We start from the raw sequence: 18,156 nt of genomic DNA on the forward strand, positions 1-18,156 counted from the left end.
TCTTTATTGTTGGCACCGGCCTGTAAACAGTCATGGAATAGAACGGGGTTATTAATGATTCGTACCTGTTATTTTAAACCGACGCCGTTGGCAGTGGCGATTACGCTTGGCTTTAGTCCATTTTCCATCGCGCAGGACGCCGATGAAGTGCAGTTTAATAGCAATTTTATGAGCCAGGGCAGCCAGAAAAAAATCGATTTGACTCACTATGAGCGCGATCAGGCCGTACCAGGAAAATATCGCGTGGAGCTGCGAATCAATAACCAGTATCAGGGGTTCCAGGATATTACGCTCAGCGACAGCACGCCGCCTGCCAAAACAGGTGCCATTTGCCTGGCAACTGAAGCGTGGCATACGCTACCGCTCAATATTGAGAAGCTTAGCGACGATGTACAATCTCTCCTGTCTGATAGTCGTGATGACGCTTGCCTTGCGGTCACAGAGGTTATTCCTCAGGTAAAAGCCAAATTTGACACCGGCAACCAAATGCTGGATTTAGAGATCCCCGCACTCTATTTGGTTCATAATCCTCGCGGATACGTAAATCCGGCATTATGGGAGAAAGGCGTGATGGCCGGGCTACTGACCTACAACGCCAGCTATTACCACCAGCAAAACCGGAGCACCTCTAATGACAGCGCCTATTCAGGGATAACGGCGGGTTTTAACCTGGGGAGCTGGTACTTTCGCCATAATGGCAACTGGAGCTGGCAAGATGACGTGGGTAGCCACTACCAGGCATTGAACTCCTACGTTCAACGCGATATTCCGGCGATAAAAGGACGCTTATCGCTAGGTGACCGCAATACCCGAGGCGAGCTGTTTGATACTCTCGCGTTTCGCGGCATTCAGCTGGCGAATGAGGAGCAGATGTTGCCCGATTCCCAGCGCGGCTACGCACCTATTGTTCGTGGTACTGCCCGTACGTCAGCAAAAGTGCAAATTTTCCAGCAGGGGCGACAGCTGTACGAAACCACCGTTTCACCCGGTCCGTTTGAAATTAACGATCTTTATCCCACCGGCTACGGCGGTGACCTGCAACTGGTGATAAAAGAAGCTGATGGCTCCGAGCAACAACAGATAATTCCCTATGCAGCGACCAGTAATTTGCTGCGTTCGGGCACGAACCACTATAGCCTCACGCTGGGCAAGCTGCGCAAAGATCAGGTTGAAAGCGAGCCGGTGCTTGGCGAATTGACATGGCGTCGCGGCCTGAACAACTTTTTTACCGGCTATGCTGGTCTTCAGGGTAATGATGACTATCAGGCGGGCATTTTGGGACTCGCACTGGGGACGCCCATAGGAACATTTTCTCTGGATGCCACCCAGGCGCAAACTCAGTTGGATAAGCCCCTGCAGGACTACGGTAAGCGCATGTCCGGGCAAAGCTATCAGCTAAAATATAGCCAGTTTGTCATGTCGACGGGCAGTAATTTTAACGTTGCGGCGTATCGTTATTCGACCAAAGAATATCTCGACTTTATGACCGCAATGCAGATCCGCGACGCACAGAAGTATGGCGATGATACCTGGGATATTCATCGTCCCAAAAGCCGCCTCAGCATCAGCGCCAGCCAGAATCTGCCGGTAGGATGGGGAAATTTTTACCTCAACGTCTGGCAGCAGAATTACTGGGACAGCAATCAGGGAACCGATCGCCAGTACCAGTTTGGTTATAACAACAGCTTGGGACGAGTGAGCTACGGCCTGAGCATCAACCGCAACCGCAATAGCGATGGTGATTATGAAAATCACTACCAACTGACGCTAAGTATTCCGCTCGGCAATACAACGCCATTTAGCCAGATGTCGATGAACCTGAACCACGATCCGGGCGGTACCGTGAGTGAACAACTGTCGCTGAGCGGTTCGGCACTGGAAGACAGTTCGTGGAGCTACGGTATGTCAGCGTCGAACAGTAACAGAGGGGGCTCCACCAGCGGCACGATAAATACGTCGCTGCGCAGCTCGCAGGCGATGCTTCAGGCGCAGGCAGGGACCGGTAAACATTACAACAACTACTCTTTTGGCATGAGCGGCGGCGCGATTGCGCATAGCGGCGGCGTGACGTTGACACCTTACACCGCTGATACCATGGCGCTGGTCGAAGCTAAAGGCGCGCAGGGAGCCAAGGTTAGCGGTTATCCCGGCGTCGCCGTCGACCGTTTTGGCTACGCGATTGTTCCTTATCTGAACGCTTATCAGATCAATCAGATAGAGATCGACCCAAAAGGTATTCCCGAAAACGTTGAGCTGGAGAATACCAGCCAAAAAATTGCGCCTTATAGCGGTGCAGTGGTCAAACTGCGCTTCGATACCGTACAGGGACAGGCAGTGATGATTAATTTGCCCAGAAACCCGGCGATTCCGTTTGGCGCCGATGTTCTGGACGCGGAACAGAAGGTGGTCGGCGTGGTAGGCCAGGGGCAGCGTATTTTTGCCCGTCTGGCGCAGACCTCAGGGCAACTACGCATTCGATGGGGGAAAGCGGCAGACGAAAGCTGCCTACTGAACTACGCACTGCCCTCAACCGGCAAGGCAACGGAAATGGTTAATATCAGCGCCCAGTGTCGGCGCCAGTAAAACAGGGAGGTTTACTCATGGCAGGGAAAAAAATGCTATTTAGTACATTCGGCAAAGTATTACTGCTTGCCGCATTATGGCCAGTACAGGCTCTGGCGGTTCCCACCTGCGAGAGCACTTATTCCAGGCGAACCGACTATATCCACACCAGCGCGCAGATCTTGTCTACGGGAGTGACCATCTCCGCGCTGCGCGATCTGCCTATTGGATCGGTGCTCTTTCGCCAGTATATCCAACCGGTAAATATGAGTTCCGGTGTTCGAAATTGTACCCTATCCTCTCCGGACCTGGAAACGGAGAAGATATACTACAGCGCCTACTGGGAGCCGGACGGCGCACTGCCCGCGGTAAGTGGACAGTATAACGGTGGCAATGTTTATGAAACTGGCGTTCCTGGCATCGGAATGACCGTAGGGTCAAACAAAAATGCTCTTCTTAATACGCTTCCTTTTCGTAATAATTTTTATACAACAGTTGGGGAAGGAAATGCTATGGCAGCAAGCACTCGAATGATAGGTAGCGACGGCCTTGAAGTTCTGTTGGTCAAAACCGGTAATATCGCCGCTGGTACCTGGAACGTACCAATTAATTATCCGCCGATTGTTTACTATGTGAAGTATGAAGCCAATTTGCTCAATCCGCCGACGCAGGCTCCCTTTACCGATTATGGCTACCGCTTAACCATTAGCGGATCGGTTAACGTGGTAGCCGGCACCTGCCAGACGCCGGACATCAACGTACCAATGGGTACTCACTCTATCAATCGACAAACGCAAACCACCGAATGGGTGAACTTCAATCTGCAGCTTAACAACTGCCCGCCGATGTACGGCCGCTATAACCGCAAGTCGCCGGACACCTATTCAACGGCGATGATTTCCTGGGTCGATAACACAGCAAATAGCAGCGGCGAGATTGTTAAATCGATAGGCAAGCCCGATACGCCGAACGATATCAGCTTCCGCCTGAACCCGGTCAGCGGCTATCAAACTCTGGCGGCGGGCGGCAGCTGTGCGGCATTGACCAGCGATAGCGACACCGCGAAGGGGATGTGCATCGAGATTCAAAATAACGCCAGCGAAAACATCTTAACCAACTCCCAGGCAAATATTTTGACCGACGCGAATCTGGCCTTGCAGCAAACCACCGCCAGCTACGCCATTCCGCTTAAGGCTCGCTATGCCCGCAATACAGAGAGCGCGCTAACTGGCGGAAAAGCCAACGCCGCCGTCGAATTTACCATTAACTATCAGTAGTATACTCCAATGTCCGGTGGCGCATTCTTTTGTCGGCCCGTGCAAGCGAAGCGCCACCGGGCAATCCCAGAAGATTGTTATACCACCCGCACGCCAGCGGGCATCAGCCTCTCAGGTGTGAGCAACACGCTTTCGCTGCCATCATCAGTTTCCGCGCAGAGCAGCATGCACTCCGATGTTTCCCCACGCATTTTCGCTTTCGCCAGATTACACAGCACCACCACGGTTTTCCCCAGCAGCTCTTCTTCGCTGTAGTACGGCACCAGGCTGGTCACCGTCTGCAACGTGCTCTCACCGACATCAATCTGGGCAATGTACAGCTTGTCGGCATTCGCATGACGTTGGACTGCCACTATCTTGCCGGTGCGCATTTCCAGTTTGGCAAAATCATCATAAACCACCGTTTCCATCTTTTACCTCTCAAGTAAAATTTTAGTAAAAGATAACAAATATCGTCAACGATTCTGCATAATATTGACAAGAGTGTTAGATCTATCACGGTTTACATCAGAGAAAACGCTGTGCTGATGATGAATAATACGGCGGAAATTTACTGAAAAGAGATGCAGGAGCCCACGCTTGCTTTACAATGGTTTGCGTCGATGGGGCAACGTCAGATAAGGGAAAAAATGGCTACACTAAAAGATATCGCGACCGAAGCGGGCGTCTCGCTGGCGACGGTTTCACGGGTATTAAACGACGACCCCACCCTGAACGTAAAAGAAGAGACCAAGCACCGCATCCTGGAGATTGCGGAGAAGCTGGAATATAAAAGTACCAGTTCGCGTAAGACTCAGACTCATACCGTGGGGCACCACCATATCCTGGCGATCTACAGCTATCAGCAGGATCTGGAAATTAACGATCCTTACTATCTGGCAATTCGCCATGGTATTGAAACGCAATGCGAAAAGCTTGGTATTGAGTTAACTAACTGCTACTTCAATAACGCCCTGCCCGAGCTAAAAAAAGTGACCGGCGTATTGATTGTCGGCCAGCCTTCGCGCGCAATTCGTGACGCCGCTACCGCGTTAACCGACAATATCTGCTTTATCGATTTCCATGAGCCTGGCAGCAGCTATGATGCCGTGGACATCGATCTGGTGCGTATTGCCAAAGAGGTGATCGACTTTTTTATCGCTCAGGGCGCATCGCGCATTGGGTTTATTGGCGGTCAGGATGAGCCCGGCAAGGCTGATATCCGTGAAGTGGCATTTGTAGAGTACGGTCGTCTGAAGGGCGTAGTATCGGAAGATGATATCTGGCGCGGCGGCTTTTCCAGCTCCTCCGGCTATGAACTGGCGAAAATGATGCTGGCGAAAGCGGATTTCCCCGCTGCGCTGTTCGTCGCCTCGGACTCCATCGCCATCGGCGTATTACGCGCTATTCATGAGCGTGGACTGTCTATTCCGCAAGATATTTCGCTTATCAGCGTTAACGATATTCCCACCGCGCGCTTTACCTTTCCACCGCTCTCCACGGTGCGCATTCACTCGGAAATGATGGGTAGCCAGGGCGTTAACCTGTTGGTTGAAAAAGCCCGCGACGGTCGTGCGCTACCGCTAAACGTATTCGTTCCCAGCGTACTTAAGCTACGCGGCACCACCCGTTAATCCCGTTTCTGACGCTAAATCCTCTGCGCCCGGCCCCCGGGGGCGGCGCTTCATGCGCCTTGCCCGGGCGACGGGTTCACCGCCGTCTGCAAAACGGTAGCCCGGACAGATGCGCAGCATCGCCTCCGGGAATGTCCCCTTCCCGACGCCAACCCCAGGCACCCGGTAACGCTCATTTTGTGATCGAGTTAAAGTAAATCGCCTTCGGTGGTTTTATTTAGTAAAAGTTTTACTAAAATAAACCATATCCATTTAGTCCGTTCAGGGAGGCGATATGAATCGCTGGGAAAATCTTCAACTCACTCATGAAAACAGGCTGCCGCCGCGGGCCTATTTCTTCTCTTACGATTCGCAGGCCCAGGCGCGTACCTTCGCCCGTGAAGCCAGCAGCCGCTTTTTGTCCCTCAGCGGACAATGGAACTTCCGCTTCTTCACCAACCCGCTGCTGGTACCGGAAGCGTTCACCTCGCAATACCTCAGCGACTGGGGGCCGATTACCGTGCCGGGAATGTGGCAGATGGAAGGCCACGGCCAGCTGCAATATACCGATGAAGGTTTTCCCTTCCCGATTGACGTACCGTACGTTCCGACCGATAACCCGACTGGTGCCTATCAGCGCATCTTTACCCTTAGCGACGGCTGGCAGGATCAGCAGACCATTATTAAATTTGATGGCGTCGAAACCTATTTCGAAGTCTACGTTAACGGTCAGTACATTGGTTTTAGTAAAGGCAGCCGCCTGACGGCAGAGTTCGATATCAGTCACGCGGTGACAACCGGCGACAACCTGCTGTGCGTGCGCGTTATGCAGTGGGCCGACTCCACCTATATCGAAGACCAGGATATGTGGTGGTCAGCGGGTATTTTCCGCGACCTGTACCTTGTAGGGAAAAATCCGCTGCATGTGCAGGATTTCACTCTGCGTACCGACTTTAACGACGACTATATTGACGCCACCCTCTCCTGCCAGCTGGTACTGGAAAACCTCGCCGCCCAGGCGGGTGAACTCACACTGGAATATGCGCTGTTCGACGGTGAAAAAGCGCTGTATGAAGGCGCGACCCAGCGCCTGACCGTCAACCAACAGCTGAACGTTGATTTTGCTATCGATGTGAAAGCGCCGCAGCAGTGGTCAGCAGAAAACCCGTACCTCTATCACCTGGTGATGACGCTGAAAAATGCCGCCGGGGACATTATCGAAGTTATCCCGCAGCGCGTTGGTTTTCGCGATATCAAAGTGCGTAATGGTCTGTTCTATATCAACAACCGCTACGTGATGTTGCACGGTGTTAACCGCCACGACAACGACCATCTGAAAGGCCGTGCGGTAGGAATGGACCGCGTGGAGAAAGATCTGCTGCTGATGAAGCAGCACAATATTAACTCGGTGCGTACCGCCCACTACCCGAACGACCCGCGCTTCTATGAGATGTGCGACATTTACGGCCTGTTCGTGATGGCGGAAACTGATGTCGAATCCCACGGCTTCGCCAACGTCGGCAACCTGAGCGCCATCACCGACGACCCGGCATGGGAGCACGTTTACGTCGAGCGTATCGTGCGCCACGTTCACGCGCAGAAAAACCATCCGTCCATCATCATCTGGTCGCTGGGCAACGAGTCCGGCTATGGCTGCAACATCCGCGCGATGTACCACGCCACCAAAGCGCTGGATGATACGCGTCTGGTGCACTACGAAGAGGATCGCGACGCCGAAGTGGTGGATATCATCTCCACCATGTATACCCGCGTGCCGCTGATGAACGAATTTGGCGAGCATCCACATGAAAAACCACGCATTATCTGCGAATACGCCCATGCGATGGGCAACGGCCCCGGCGGGCTGAGCGAATATCAGAACGTGTTCTATCAGCACGACAGCATTCAGGGACACTACGTGTGGGAGTGGTGCGATCACGGTATCCAGGCCACCGATGACAACGGCGCGGTGTGGTACAAATTCGGCGGCGACTACGGCGACTATCCTAATAACTACAACTTCTGTCTCGACGGGCTGATTTTCTCCGATCAGACCCCTGGGCCGGGGCTCAGAGAGTACAAACAGGTTATCGCACCGGTAAAAGTCCAGGCGACCGACATCACCCGGGGCGAGCTGCGCATCGATAATAAGCTCTGGTTCTCCACGCTGGATGACTACACCCTGCGCATTGAAGTGCGTGCCGAAGGGTCAACGCTGGCAACCCAACAGCTTAAGGTTCCGGGGCTTGCAGCAAACAGCAGTCGCGATATCAAAATCGACCTGCCGGCACTCGACGATCGCGAAACCTTCGTCAACATCATGGTGACCAAAGATTCCCGTACGCCGTACAGCGAAGCCAACCACCCAATCGCCGTCTACCAGTTCCAGCTTAAAGAGCAGACCGCAGCAAAAACACCGCTGATTAACGCCAGCGCCACCCCGCTGCACATTGCCGATGAGCGCCTGAGTTACAGCATCACCGGGCACAACTTCCGCGTGGTGTTCTCGAAAGTCAGCGGCAAGCTCAGCGAGTGGCAGGTGAACGGCATCGACCAGGTGACTCGCGAGCCGAAGATTAACTTCTTCAAGCCGATGATTGATAACCATAAGCAGGAATACGAAGGGCTGTGGCAGCCAAATCATCTGCAAATTATGCAGGAGCATCTGCGTGAATTCAGCGCCGAGCAGCGCGGTGAAACGGTGATTATTACCACCCGCAGCATCATCGCCCCGCCGGTTTTCGATTTCGGCATGCGCTGTACCTATCGCTGGCAGGTCACTCCGCAGGGCCATATCAACGTTGAGCTTGAAGGCGAACGCTACGGTGATTACCCGCATATCGTACCGTGCATCGGCTTTATGCTCGGCATTAACGGTCAGTTTGAGCAGGTCAATTATTATGGGCGCGGGCCGGGCGAAAACTACGCCGACAGCCAGCAAAGCAACATCATTGACGTCTGGCGCACCACCGTCGACGACATGTTCGTGAGCTACCCGTTCCCGCAGAACAATGGCAACCGCCAGCATGTGCGCTGGGCCTCTTTTACCGACCGCCACGGCAGCGGCCTGATGGTGGTGCCGCGTAACCCGCTCAACGTCAGCGCCTGGCACTATACGGCTGAGAATTTGCATGCTGCGCAGCACTGCAACGAACTGCGCCGCAGCGATGACATCACCCTGAATATCGACGCCCAGCTGCTCGGACTGGGCTCTAACTCCTGGGGCAGCGAGGTACTGGATAGCTGGCGCGTCTGGCTCAAACCGTTCAACTATGGCTTCACGTTGCTGCCGCTGGAAGGCGGATGCGCTTCCTCGCAGAGGCTGGCGAATCATAGCTTTGACGCCGGTTTCTTTTCCTCCGATTCACACAGCGAGGCTGAAAAATGAGAATTCTCGATAATTTAGAACAGTTTAAGCAGGTTTATCACAGCGGACGTAAATGGCAGCGCTGCGTGGAAGCCATCGATAACATCGACAATATTCGGCCCGGCGTCGCTCACTCGATCGGCGATTCGCTCTCCTATCGCGTGGAAAGCAATAGCACCACCGATGCGCTGTTTGTCGGTAATCGCCGTTATTTCGAGGTGCATTACTACTTGCAAGGCCAGCAAAAAATTGAGTTTGCCGCCAAAGATAAGCTTCAGACCGTCGCCTGCTATCGTGATGAAACCGACCGCGAATATATGAAAGGCCTTGGTGAAACCGTTCAGGTTCATGAAGGACAAATGGTGATTTGCGATACCGACGAAGCTTACCGTTTTATCTGCGATTCACCGGTCAAAAAAGTAGTGCTCAAAGTAACGATTGAAGATGGCTACTTCCTGAATAAGTAAGCCTGCGTTAAGCAACAAGAGGCCCGCGGGTGCGCTCGCTGGCCGTCCCGGTTCCAGCCCCAAATCCGGGCCAGCCAAATTTTCGGAGGACTTATGTCCGAATCAATACGTGCCAAAATAGGTAAATTCGCCTTGCTGTCGATGGCGTTTACCGCCGTATTTAACGTGCGCAATATCGTTAACAACAACATAGAGCTAGGACTAAGTTCCGCCCCTATCTTCTTGTTCGCCACGGTGGTTTACTTTATCCCGTTTGTATTTATTATCGCCGAGTTCGTCTCAGCGAATAAAAACTCCGAGTCAGGTATGTACGCCTGGCTGAAGCAACCTTTAGGCACCCGCGCGGCCTATCTGGGTTCGTTCCTGTACTGGTTTGTGAACCTGTTCTTTTTCCTGTCGCTGCTGCCGAACGTGGTGGCCTACGCGTCGTACGCGATTATGGGTTACGCCATTCCCTTCTCGCCGATGGTCACTTCACTGATCTCTATCGTCCTGTTCGCCATGGCCACCCATATCTCCACCAAAGGCGCAACCTGGCTGGGGAAAATTTCCGAATGCGTGGCATATGGCGTCTTCGCGCTGTTTGCAATTTACGTCGTCGGCGCCTTTACTGCACTGGGTTCGGGTCACGTACCAGCGCAGCCGATTACGCTGCACGCCATGGCCCCAACCATTAACTGGGCAACGCTGGGCATCATGTGCTGGATTTTCCAGGCCGCGGGCGGTGCTGAAACCGTTGCCGCCTACCTGAACGACACCAAAGGCGGGCAGAAATCGTTTATTAAAGTGATCATCACCGCCGGAGTGCTGATTGGCGGCATGTATGCGCTGGGCTCACTGCTGGTAAACGTCTTTGTGGCGCGCGAAGATCTGACCTACGCGGCGGGGATGGTGGAAATCTTCACCGGCCTTGGCGCTTACTTCCATATTTCTGAAGCGCTGATGGGCCGCTTCGTTGGCATCATTCTGTTTATCGCCATCTTCGGCAGCATGATGATGTGGACCGCCGCACCGGTAAAAATTCACTTCTCTGAAATTCCTGCGGGCATCTATGGCAAAAAAACTACCGAGCTGAACGCTCACGGCGTGCCGGTACGCGCCGCCTGGTGGCAGTTTGTCTTCGTCCTGCTGATGCTTATCGTCAATGGCTTCGGCTCCGCCAGCGTCCAGCAGATGATGAATACCGCCATCAACCTGACCGCAGGCACCGCCATGCTGCCGCCGCTGTTCATCATGGCTGCCTACTTTGTGTTCCGCTGGAAACACGATGACACGCCGCGCGACTTCCGCATGGGGTCAAGAAAGGTCGGGATGGGCGTGGTGTCGATGCTGATGGTGATTTTCCTGGTCAGCATGACCGCCTCCGCCTTCCCGCCGGGCGTCGACCTGGTGAACGCCTTCTTCATTAATGTCTTTATGACCGCAGTCTTCTCCGGTCTCGCGTGGTGGTGGATAACCCGCTTTGAGAAAAAACAGCAGAAAAGCCAACAGACGGCGCTGAAAGGCGCAGTAAATCCAGCGAAATAGGCACCAGACTTCCCGCCTGCACCATATAAGCAGGCGGGATTTTTTACCTTTTGAGATGACGTCCCGCCAACCATTTTCGTGATCGAGTTAAAGCAATTCAGTTTTACCGCTTTTGTTTACTAAAACTTTTACTAAAATCAACCGTAATACTTAACTGCCTCTACCCTACAAACAACACAATCCCCTTCGGCCACTCTCTGAGGGATAATGTGTGGAGATGTGTTATGTCTGATACCAAACGTAATACCATCGGCAAGTTCGGTCTGCTGTCGCTGACCTTCGCCGCCGTCTTCAGTTTTAACAACGTTATCAATAACAATATTGAGCTGGGGCTGGCATCGGCACCGATGTTTTTCCTCGCCACCCTGTTTTATTTCATCCCTTTCTGCCTGATTATTGCTGAATTCGTTTCGCTGAATAAAAACTCCGAGGCGGGCGTTTACGCCTGGGTCAAAAGCTCGCTGGGCGGGCGCTGGGCGTTTATTACCGCCTACACCTACTGGTTTGTGAACCTGTTCTTTTTCACCTCGCTGCTGCCGCGCGTGATTGCCTACGCCTCTTACGCTTTTCTCGGCTACGAGTACATTCTGACACCTGTCGCCACCACGGTGCTGAGCATGGCGCTGTTCGCTTTATCCACCTGGGTTTCCACCAACGGCGCAAAAATGCTGGGGCCGATTACCTCGGTCACGTCATCGTTGATGCTGCTGTTGACGCTCTCCTACATCCTGCTCTCCGGTAGCGCGCTGGTGGGCGGTATTCAACCTGCGGATCCCATTACCGTAGATGCGATGATCCCTAACTTCAACTGGGCATTTCTCGGCATTACCACCTGGATTTTTATGGCAGCAGGCGGCGCGGAATCCGTCGCGGTGTATGTTAACGACGTCAAAGGCGGATCAAAGTCATTCGTTAAAGTCATCATTATGGCGGGAATAGTCATTGGGGTGCTGTACTCGATTTCCTCGGTGCTGATTAACGTGTTTATCAGCAGCAAAGAGCTGAAGTTCACCGGCGGCTCGGTACAGGTATTCCACGGCATGGCGGTATATTTTGGCCTACCGGAACTGCTGGTTAACCGTTTTGTCGGCCTGGTCTCCTTCACCGCTATGTTCGGTTCATTATTAATGTGGACCGCCACCCCGGTAAAAATCTTTTTCTCCGAAATCCCGGCCGGGATATTTGGCAAAAAGACCGTCGAGCTCAATCAGAATGGCGTACCGGCACGCGCAGCGTGGATTCAGTTCCTGATTGTTATTCCGCTGATGATTATCCCGATGATGGGCTCCAATACGGTGCAGGATTTAATGAACACTATCATCAACATGACCGCCGCCGCCTCGATGCTGCCACCGCTGTTTATTATGCTGGCGTATCTCAACCTGCGCCGCAAGCTCGACCATTTGCCGCGCGATTTCAAGATGGGCTCGCGCACGACCGGCATCGTGGTGGTTTCCATGTTGATTGTTATTTTCGCCATCGGCTTCGTTGCTTCAACGTTCCCAACCGGCGGCAATATTCTGACGATTATTTTCTATAACGTCGGCGGGATCGTTATCTTCCTCGGATTTGCATGGTGGAAATACAGCAAATACGTGAAGGGATTAACTCAGGAAGAAAAAAGAATTGAAGCGGCACCGGCCTCTGATGCTTCTTAATAAGACTTTTTCTTAAAAATTAAAACTCACTACCTCTTAATCACTCTATGAAAAATAATAACCACTTTTACGGGGCGCTTGCCGCCCTGGCTTTTTGCGCCCCGACAATGGCTGCTGACGTTGCTCATCCAGCAGAACATGATGATATGAAGACGCCAGACATCAGCACCACGTCATATCGATTTTACGGCGAGCTGGGCGTCGGCGGATATATGGATTTAGAAGGCGATGATAAACACAAATATAGCGATGGCACCTATATTGAAGGCGGTCTGGAAATAAAGCACGGCAACTGGTTCGGCTTAATTTATGGCGAAGGCTGGACAGTGCAGGCCGATAACCAGGGTAACGCTTGGGTACCGGACCACAGCTGGGGCGGATTTGAAGGCGGTATTAACCGCTTCTATGGTGGATATAAAACCGATAACAGTACCGAGATCATGCTCAGCCTGCGCCAGGACTCATCGCTCGATGACCTGCAATGGTGGGGCGATTTCACCCCCGACCTCGGCTACGTGATCCCCAACACGCGCGACATTATGTACGCGCTCAAGGTGCAAAACCTGGCGGGCGACTTTCGCTATAGCGTGACCGCCACGCCCGCCGGGCATCACGATGAAAGCAAAGCCTGGCTGCATTTCGGCAAATATGACCGCTACGACGATAAATATACCTATCCGGCGATGGTCAACGGCTACATTCAGTACGATATCGCCAAAGATGTCACCTGGATGAACGGTCTGGAAGTGACCGATGGCACCGGACAACTGTTTTTAACCGGTATTCTCTCGCCCAATCTCGCCGCCCGCGCCTGGCACCACACCGGTCGCGCCAAAGGGCGGAACGTCCCAGGGACCGAAACCGGCTTTATGGCCAGCGCCATGTATGAGGCGCTCAAGGGTGTTTATCTCTCCACCGCGTACAGCTACGCCAAACATCGCCCGGATAACGCCGCCGAGGAAACCACCTCATTTATGCAGTTCGGGATTTGGTACGAATACGGCGGCGGGCGTTTTGCTACCGCTGCAGACAGCCGGTTCTACATGAAAAACGCCTCTGGCGATCCGAGCGACCAGGTTTTCCTGATGCAATATTTCTATTGGTAACAAGGGACAGATATACCATGAAAATAATCACCACTCTCACTCCGCTGGCCTGCGCGCTGCTGCTCAGTTTTTCCGCCCATGCGCTGACCGCTGATGAGTTTAAAAACGTCATCGACCGTAGCGGTGCGCCGCAGTCTATGCAGGATTTTGATTACGATGACCACCAGCGCTTCAACCCGTTTTTCGATCTTGGCGCATGGCATGGACACCTGCTACCGGACGGCCCTGCCACTATGGGCGGCTTTCCTGGTCCTGCGCTACTGACCGAGGAGTACATCAACTTTATGGCGACTAATTTCGACCGCCTGACGGTGTACCAGAACGGCAAAAAGGTCGCCTTCACGATGCAGGCCTGGAGCCTGCCCGGCGCGCTGGTACAGAAGCTCTCGGCCCCCGGCGTACAGGTTGAAATGACGCTGCGCTTCGCCAGCGCGCACACCTCGTTGCTGGAGACCAAAATTACCAGTAACACGCCGCTCAAACTGGTCTGGGACGGCGAACTGCTGGAGAAACTGGCCGCGAAAGAGGGTAAACCGCTGGCGGGTAAAACCATTGATGAAGCCTTCCCGGATTATCAGCGCCGCCTGAGCACCACTCACGATGGTCTGACGGTGAGCTTTGGTAAGGTCCGTTCCGCCTCCGATTTAATGACCTCCGGCGAATCGCAGTATCAGGTGCATCGCTCCCTGCCGACGGCAACCCAAGTAGACGGACATCGTTTCACCAGCAGCGCGCAGATAAATGGCTCCACAACAATCTACACCACCTACTCGCACTTGCTGACCGCCGAACAGGTGCGTCTTGAAAAGGCGCAAATCCGCGATATTCTGGCGCGCCCAGCCCACTACCTGAGCGCCTCCGAACAGCGCTGGAACGGCTATCTGCAAAAAGGGCTGACCAACCCTGATGCCACCGCAGAACAAACCCGGGTGGCGGTGAAATCCATCGAAACCCTGAACGGCAACTGGCGCGCACCCGGCGGTGCGGTGCAGCACAATACCGTCACGCCGTCGGTGACCGGACGCTGGTTCTCCGGTAACCAGACCTGGCCGTGGGATACCTGGAAACAGGCCTACGCCATGGCCCACTTCAACCCGGAGATCGCCAAAGAGAATATTCGCGCCGTCTTCTCCTGGCAGATCGCCGCCAATGACAAGGTGCGCCCGCAGGATGCCGGGTTCGTTCCGGATCTGATCGCCTGGAACCTGAGCCCGGAGCGCGGCGGCGACGGCAGCAACTGGAACGAACGCAATACCAAGCCGAGCCTGGCCGCCTGGTCAGTGATGGAGGTCTATAACGTCACCAAAGATAAAGCCTGGCTGGAGGAGATGTATCCAAAACTGGTGGCCTATCATGACTGGTGGCTGCGCAACCGCGACCACAACGGCAACGGCGTGCCGGAGTACGGTGCGACCCGCGACAAAGCGCACAATACTGCCAGCGGCGAGATGCTGTTTACCGTGAAAAAGGGCGATAAAGAAGAGGTGCTCTCTGGCCTCAAAACCTACGAGCAAGTGACGGCGAAGGGCGATTACGACAGCCTGGAGATCCCCGCGCAGGTGGCTGCCTCCTGGGAGTCCGGGCGCGATGACGCGGCGGTGTTCGGCTTTATCGATAAAGAGCAGTTGGATAGATACATCGCCAACGGCGGCCAGCGCAGCGACTGGACGGTGAAATTTGCCGAAAACCGGGATCAGAGCGGCAACCTGCTCGGCTATTCGCTGTTGCAGGAGTCGGTCGATCAGGCCAGCTATATGTACAGCGATAACCACTATCTGGCAGAGATGGCGACCCTTCTCGGCAAGCCGGAAGAGGCAAAACGCTATCAGGCGCTGGCGAAAAAGCTCGCCGACTACATCAACACCTGCATGTTCGACCCGCAGACAAAATTCTATTACGACATCCGTATTGAGGAGCAGCCGCTGGCGAACGGCTGCGCCGGTAAGCCGATCGTCGAGCGCGGCAAAGGCCCGGAGGGCTGGTCGCCGCTGTTTAACGGCGCGGCGACTCAGGCGCATGCCGACGAGGTGATTTCGGTGATGTTGGATAATAAAGAGTTCAACACCTTTGTACCGCTGGGCACTGCCGCATTAACCAATCCGGCGTTTGGCGCGGATATTTACTGGCGCGGTCGCGTGTGGGTGGATCAGTTCTGGTTCGGCCTGAAAGGGATGGAACGCTATGGCCATCGCGAAGAGGCGCTGAAGCTGGCGGACGCTTTCTTCAGGCACGCCAAAGGGTTAACCTCCGACGGCCCGATTCAGGAGAACTACAATCCGCTGACCGGCGCGCAGCAGGGAGCACCGAACTTCTCCTGGAGTGCTGCGCATTTGTATATGTTGTATAACGAGTTTTTCCGTCAGCCGTAGCGATGTTCCCTCACCCCGGCGGGGTGAGGGCTCGCTTTATACCTGCGGCAGCAGGCCGATAAAGCTGCGTTTCTGCCGCGGCTGCGACATCAGCGCCTCCAGCTTCTCTACGCAGGCCAGATAGTGCGGGGTCTTCTTGTGCGCCAGCACCGCCTCATCGTCCTTATAGGCTTCATAGATAAAAAAGCGCGTCTTCACCTCCGGGTCCTGCAATACGTCAAAGCGCAGATTGCCCGGCTCCAGCAATGCTCCCTCGTGGTTGGCGCGAAACACCTCAAGGAACTCATCGACCCGCTCCGGTTTAATATTAATTTCCACCAGCGTCACGTTCATTTCAGCTCTCCCTGTTTTTCCTCCTGCCAGAACTGATACGCCTCGCGAGCGCTCAGGTTCTCATGCACCACTTTTTTCACCGCCTTCAGCATCGCGCGCGGCGCGCTGGACTGGAAGATATTGCGCCCCATATCCACACCGGATGCGCCCTGGTCTATCGCCCGCCAGCACATCTCCAGCGCTTCCAGCTCCGGCAGCTTTTTGCCCCCGGCGATCACAATGGGTACCGGACAGCTGGCGGTGACTTTTTCAAAACCGTCCTCAACAAAATAGGTCTTCACGAACTGCGCGCCCATCTCAGCGGCAATACGGCTGGCTAGCGAGAAGTATCGGGCGTCGCGGGTCATCTCTTTACCCACGCCGGTCACCGCCAGCACCGGCATCCCGTAGCGGTTCCCGGCATCCACCAGCTTGATGATGTTGTTAATCGACTGATGCTCGTGCTCGCTGCCGATATAAACCTGCGCCGCCACCGCGCAGACGTTCAGGCGCAGCGCGTCCTCCATCGCCACCGCCACGCATTCGTTGGAAAGCTCGCTGAGGATCGAGTTACCGCCTGAGGCGCGCAGCACCACCGGCTTATTCGTCGCCGCAGGCACCTGACTGCGCAGCACGCCGCGGGTACACATCAGCACGTCAGTTTCTTCAAACAGCGGCGCGATAGAGAGGTCAATACGCTCCAGCCCGGTGGTCGGCCCCTGAAAATAGCCGTGATCGAACGCCAGCATCACCGTGCGGTTGCTCTGCGGATTAAAGATACGCGCCAGCCGCGACTGCATCCCCCACTCCAGTGAACCACAGCCCTTCAGCGTATAGAGCGTGTTCTGCTGCGGACGGTCTAAGCCGAAGTTTTTTCCCTCTTTGATATCGTCTAAATCAGCCATCTCATCCTCCATCAGAAATCGTAGTTATTGATATTCTCTTTGGTGAACACCACCCGCTCCGGCAGCAGCACGATACCGTTACCTTTCGCTTCATACTGGTAGCCCTGCACGCTATTTGGCTCGACTTTCAGGGTGCCGAGATCTTTCACATCGACGCTGTCGCCAACGTTAAGATCGCCCTTCTTCAGCAGACGATCGGCGACGTTAACGGCGATCTTGCCCTGCTGCACCACGTCCCACAGGCCAAAAGCTTTTACCGTGCCGCGTTCGACGTAGGGGCGCATCACGTTCGGGGTACTAAAACCGACGATTGCCACGCCCTGGCGCTTGAGGTTCTCCGCCGCCTGCGCCGCCGCCGGGAGCGCGTTGGCGTCCGGGGCGATAATGGCGTCGAGATCCGGATACGCTTTTAAGATCCCCTCGGCGGTTTGCAGTGATTTCGTGGCATCGTTATAGCCAAACTGGGTGGTCACCACTTCCCACTGCGGATGCTCTTTTTCGATTTTGGCTTTCGCCTCTTTTACCCACTGGTTCTGGTCGGTGACCGTTGGGCTGGAGTAGAAAAACGCCACTTTGGCGGTGGGTTTCGTCACCTGTTTTTCCGCCATCTCCACCAGCAGGCCGCCGAGCTGCTGCGGTGTCCCCTGGTTGATGTAGATGCTGCGGCACTCCGGTTTAGTGTCGGAGTCCCAGGTCAGGACCTTGACCCCGCGCTGCATCGCCCGCTTCAGCGCCGGGCACAGACCGTCCGGCGATACGGCAGAGACGATGATCGCGTTATAGCCCTGGTTGACGAAGTTGTTGATCAGCTGCACCTGGCCGGAGACGCTCGGTTCGGTCGGGCCGTCGTAGGTGACGTCCACGCCGAGCGCTTTGCCCGCCTCTTTCGCGCCGTTACCGCCGCTGGTAAAGAAGCCGACGCCAACCAGCTTGGGAATAAAGGCGATGCGGTCTGCCGCCTGAGCGGTTGCCACACTTAATGCCACTGCCAGCACCATCAGTTTTAATTTCATT

The 18,156-nt window shown here is 54.5% G+C and carries 13 protein-coding genes; 9 read left to right on the top strand and 4 right to left on the bottom strand.

What is annotated here, in order from left to right; translation table 11 throughout:
• Positions 1-54: 54 nt before the first annotated feature.
• The gene (locus QVF11_RS10135) at positions 55-2,583 is read left to right on the top strand and encodes a fimbria/pilus outer membrane usher protein (protein WP_287856708.1); all 2,529 of its coding nucleotides are present in this window, start codon (positions 55-57) and stop codon (positions 2,581-2,583) included.
• 17 nt (positions 2,584-2,600) lie between these two features.
• The gene (locus QVF11_RS10140; RefSeq protein ID WP_287856710.1) at positions 2,601-3,839 is read left to right on the top strand and encodes a fimbrial protein; all 1,239 of its coding nucleotides are present in this window, start codon (positions 2,601-2,603) and stop codon (positions 3,837-3,839) included.
• A 77-nt stretch (positions 3,840-3,916) separates the two neighbouring features.
• Here the strand turns inward: QVF11_RS10140 and QVF11_RS10145 are convergent, their stop codons facing one another.
• Positions 3,917-4,249 carry a tRNA-binding protein gene (locus QVF11_RS10145; RefSeq protein ID WP_112213656.1) on the bottom strand — a complete coding sequence of 111 codons (333 nt, stop codon included), beginning with the start codon at positions 4,247-4,249 and terminating at the stop codon, positions 3,917-3,919.
• A gap of 219 nt (positions 4,250-4,468) precedes the next feature.
• On the opposite strand from QVF11_RS10145, the gene ebgR reads away from it, so the two are divergent.
• The 7 genes from ebgR to ygjK all read left to right on the top strand — a co-directional run bounded on the left by ebgR (position 4,469) and on the right by ygjK (position 15,925).
• Positions 4,469-5,452: a transcriptional regulator EbgR gene (ebgR, locus tag QVF11_RS10150; protein ID WP_112213655.1), complete on the top strand. Its 984-nt coding sequence runs from the start codon at positions 4,469-4,471 to the stop codon at positions 5,450-5,452.
• A 274-nt stretch (positions 5,453-5,726) separates the two neighbouring features.
• Positions 5,727-8,819, top strand: a complete 3,093-nt coding sequence (ebgA, locus tag QVF11_RS10155) for a beta-galactosidase subunit alpha (RefSeq protein WP_287856713.1) — start codon at positions 5,727-5,729, stop codon at positions 8,817-8,819.
• A complete protein-coding gene (locus QVF11_RS10160; RefSeq protein ID WP_287856715.1) occupies positions 8,816-9,265 on the top strand; it encodes a beta-galactosidase subunit beta in 450 nt (149 codons plus the stop codon). Before ebgA ends, QVF11_RS10160 begins: the two co-directional genes overlap by 4 nt.
• 93 nt (positions 9,266-9,358) lie before the next feature.
• The gene (locus QVF11_RS10165) at positions 9,359-10,792 is read left to right on the top strand and encodes an amino acid permease (protein ID WP_182235006.1); all 1,434 of its coding nucleotides are present in this window, start codon (positions 9,359-9,361) and stop codon (positions 10,790-10,792) included.
• 224 nt (positions 10,793-11,016) lie between these two features.
• Entirely contained in the window at positions 11,017-12,450 is a 1,434-nt protein-coding gene (locus tag QVF11_RS10170; protein WP_112213651.1) for an amino acid permease, read from the top strand.
• A gap of 47 nt (positions 12,451-12,497) precedes the next feature.
• Positions 12,498-13,556 carry a protein YgjJ gene (gene ygjJ / locus QVF11_RS10175; RefSeq protein ID WP_287856719.1) on the top strand — a complete coding sequence of 353 codons (1,059 nt, stop codon included), beginning with the start codon at positions 12,498-12,500 and terminating at the stop codon, positions 13,554-13,556.
• Positions 13,557-13,573: 17 nt separating this feature from the next.
• Positions 13,574-15,925 (top strand): alpha-glucosidase, encoded by a 2,352-nt coding sequence (ygjK, locus tag QVF11_RS10180; RefSeq protein WP_287856721.1) that lies wholly within the window; start codon positions 13,574-13,576, stop codon positions 15,923-15,925.
• A 36-nt stretch (positions 15,926-15,961) separates the two neighbouring features.
• On the opposite strand, the gene lsrG is transcribed toward ygjK, so the two are convergent.
• From lsrG to lsrB, 3 genes are read right to left on the bottom strand one after another with little or no spacing between them, the layout of a single operon-like run.
• Positions 15,962-16,258: a (4S)-4-hydroxy-5-phosphonooxypentane-2,3-dione isomerase gene (lsrG, locus tag QVF11_RS10185; RefSeq protein WP_112213648.1), complete on the bottom strand. Its 297-nt coding sequence runs from the start codon at positions 16,256-16,258 to the stop codon at positions 15,962-15,964.
• The gene (gene lsrF / locus QVF11_RS10190) at positions 16,255-17,142 is read right to left on the bottom strand and encodes a 3-hydroxy-5-phosphonooxypentane-2,4-dione thiolase (protein ID WP_112213647.1); all 888 of its coding nucleotides are present in this window, start codon (positions 17,140-17,142) and stop codon (positions 16,255-16,257) included. Before lsrF ends, lsrG begins: the two co-directional genes overlap by 4 nt.
• An 11-nt stretch (positions 17,143-17,153) precedes the next feature.
• Positions 17,154-18,155 (bottom strand): autoinducer 2 ABC transporter substrate-binding protein LsrB, encoded by a 1,002-nt coding sequence (lsrB, locus tag QVF11_RS10195; protein WP_112213646.1) that lies wholly within the window; start codon positions 18,153-18,155, stop codon positions 17,154-17,156.
• Between the last annotated feature and the right edge of the window lies 1 nt (position 18,156).

The sequence above is a fragment of the Klebsiella sp. genome, assembly GCF_027492335.1.
In the GTDB taxonomy this organism is placed as follows: domain Bacteria; phylum Pseudomonadota; class Gammaproteobacteria; order Enterobacterales; family Enterobacteriaceae; genus Klebsiella; species Klebsiella huaxiensis.

Bases quoted from the DNA above. Each gene is read 5' to 3' on its own strand.
- ebgA (WP_287856713.1), top strand. From the start codon at position 5,727: ATGAATCGCTGGGAAAATCTTCAACTCACTCATGAAAACAGGCTGCCG.
- lsrB (WP_112213646.1), bottom strand. From the start codon at position 18,155: ATGAAATTAAAACTGATGGTGCTGGCAGTGGCATTAAGTGTGGCAACC.
- ygjJ (WP_287856719.1), top strand. From the start codon at position 12,498: ATGAAAAATAATAACCACTTTTACGGGGCGCTTGCCGCCCTGGCTTTT.
- QVF11_RS10170 (WP_112213651.1), top strand. From the start codon at position 11,017: ATGTCTGATACCAAACGTAATACCATCGGCAAGTTCGGTCTGCTGTCG.
- lsrF (WP_112213647.1), bottom strand. From the start codon at position 17,142: ATGGCTGATTTAGACGATATCAAAGAGGGAAAAAACTTCGGCTTAGAC.
- ygjK (WP_287856721.1), top strand. From the start codon at position 13,574: ATGAAAATAATCACCACTCTCACTCCGCTGGCCTGCGCGCTGCTGCTC.
- QVF11_RS10140 (WP_287856710.1), top strand. From the start codon at position 2,601: ATGGCAGGGAAAAAAATGCTATTTAGTACATTCGGCAAAGTATTACTG.
- ebgR (WP_112213655.1), top strand. From the start codon at position 4,469: ATGGCTACACTAAAAGATATCGCGACCGAAGCGGGCGTCTCGCTGGCG.
- QVF11_RS10165 (WP_182235006.1), top strand. From the start codon at position 9,359: ATGTCCGAATCAATACGTGCCAAAATAGGTAAATTCGCCTTGCTGTCG.
- QVF11_RS10145 (WP_112213656.1), bottom strand. From the start codon at position 4,249: ATGGAAACGGTGGTTTATGATGATTTTGCCAAACTGGAAATGCGCACC.
- QVF11_RS10160 (WP_287856715.1), top strand. From the start codon at position 8,816: ATGAGAATTCTCGATAATTTAGAACAGTTTAAGCAGGTTTATCACAGC.
- lsrG (WP_112213648.1), bottom strand. From the start codon at position 16,258: ATGAACGTGACGCTGGTGGAAATTAATATTAAACCGGAGCGGGTCGAT.
- QVF11_RS10135 (WP_287856708.1), top strand. From the start codon at position 55: ATGATTCGTACCTGTTATTTTAAACCGACGCCGTTGGCAGTGGCGATT.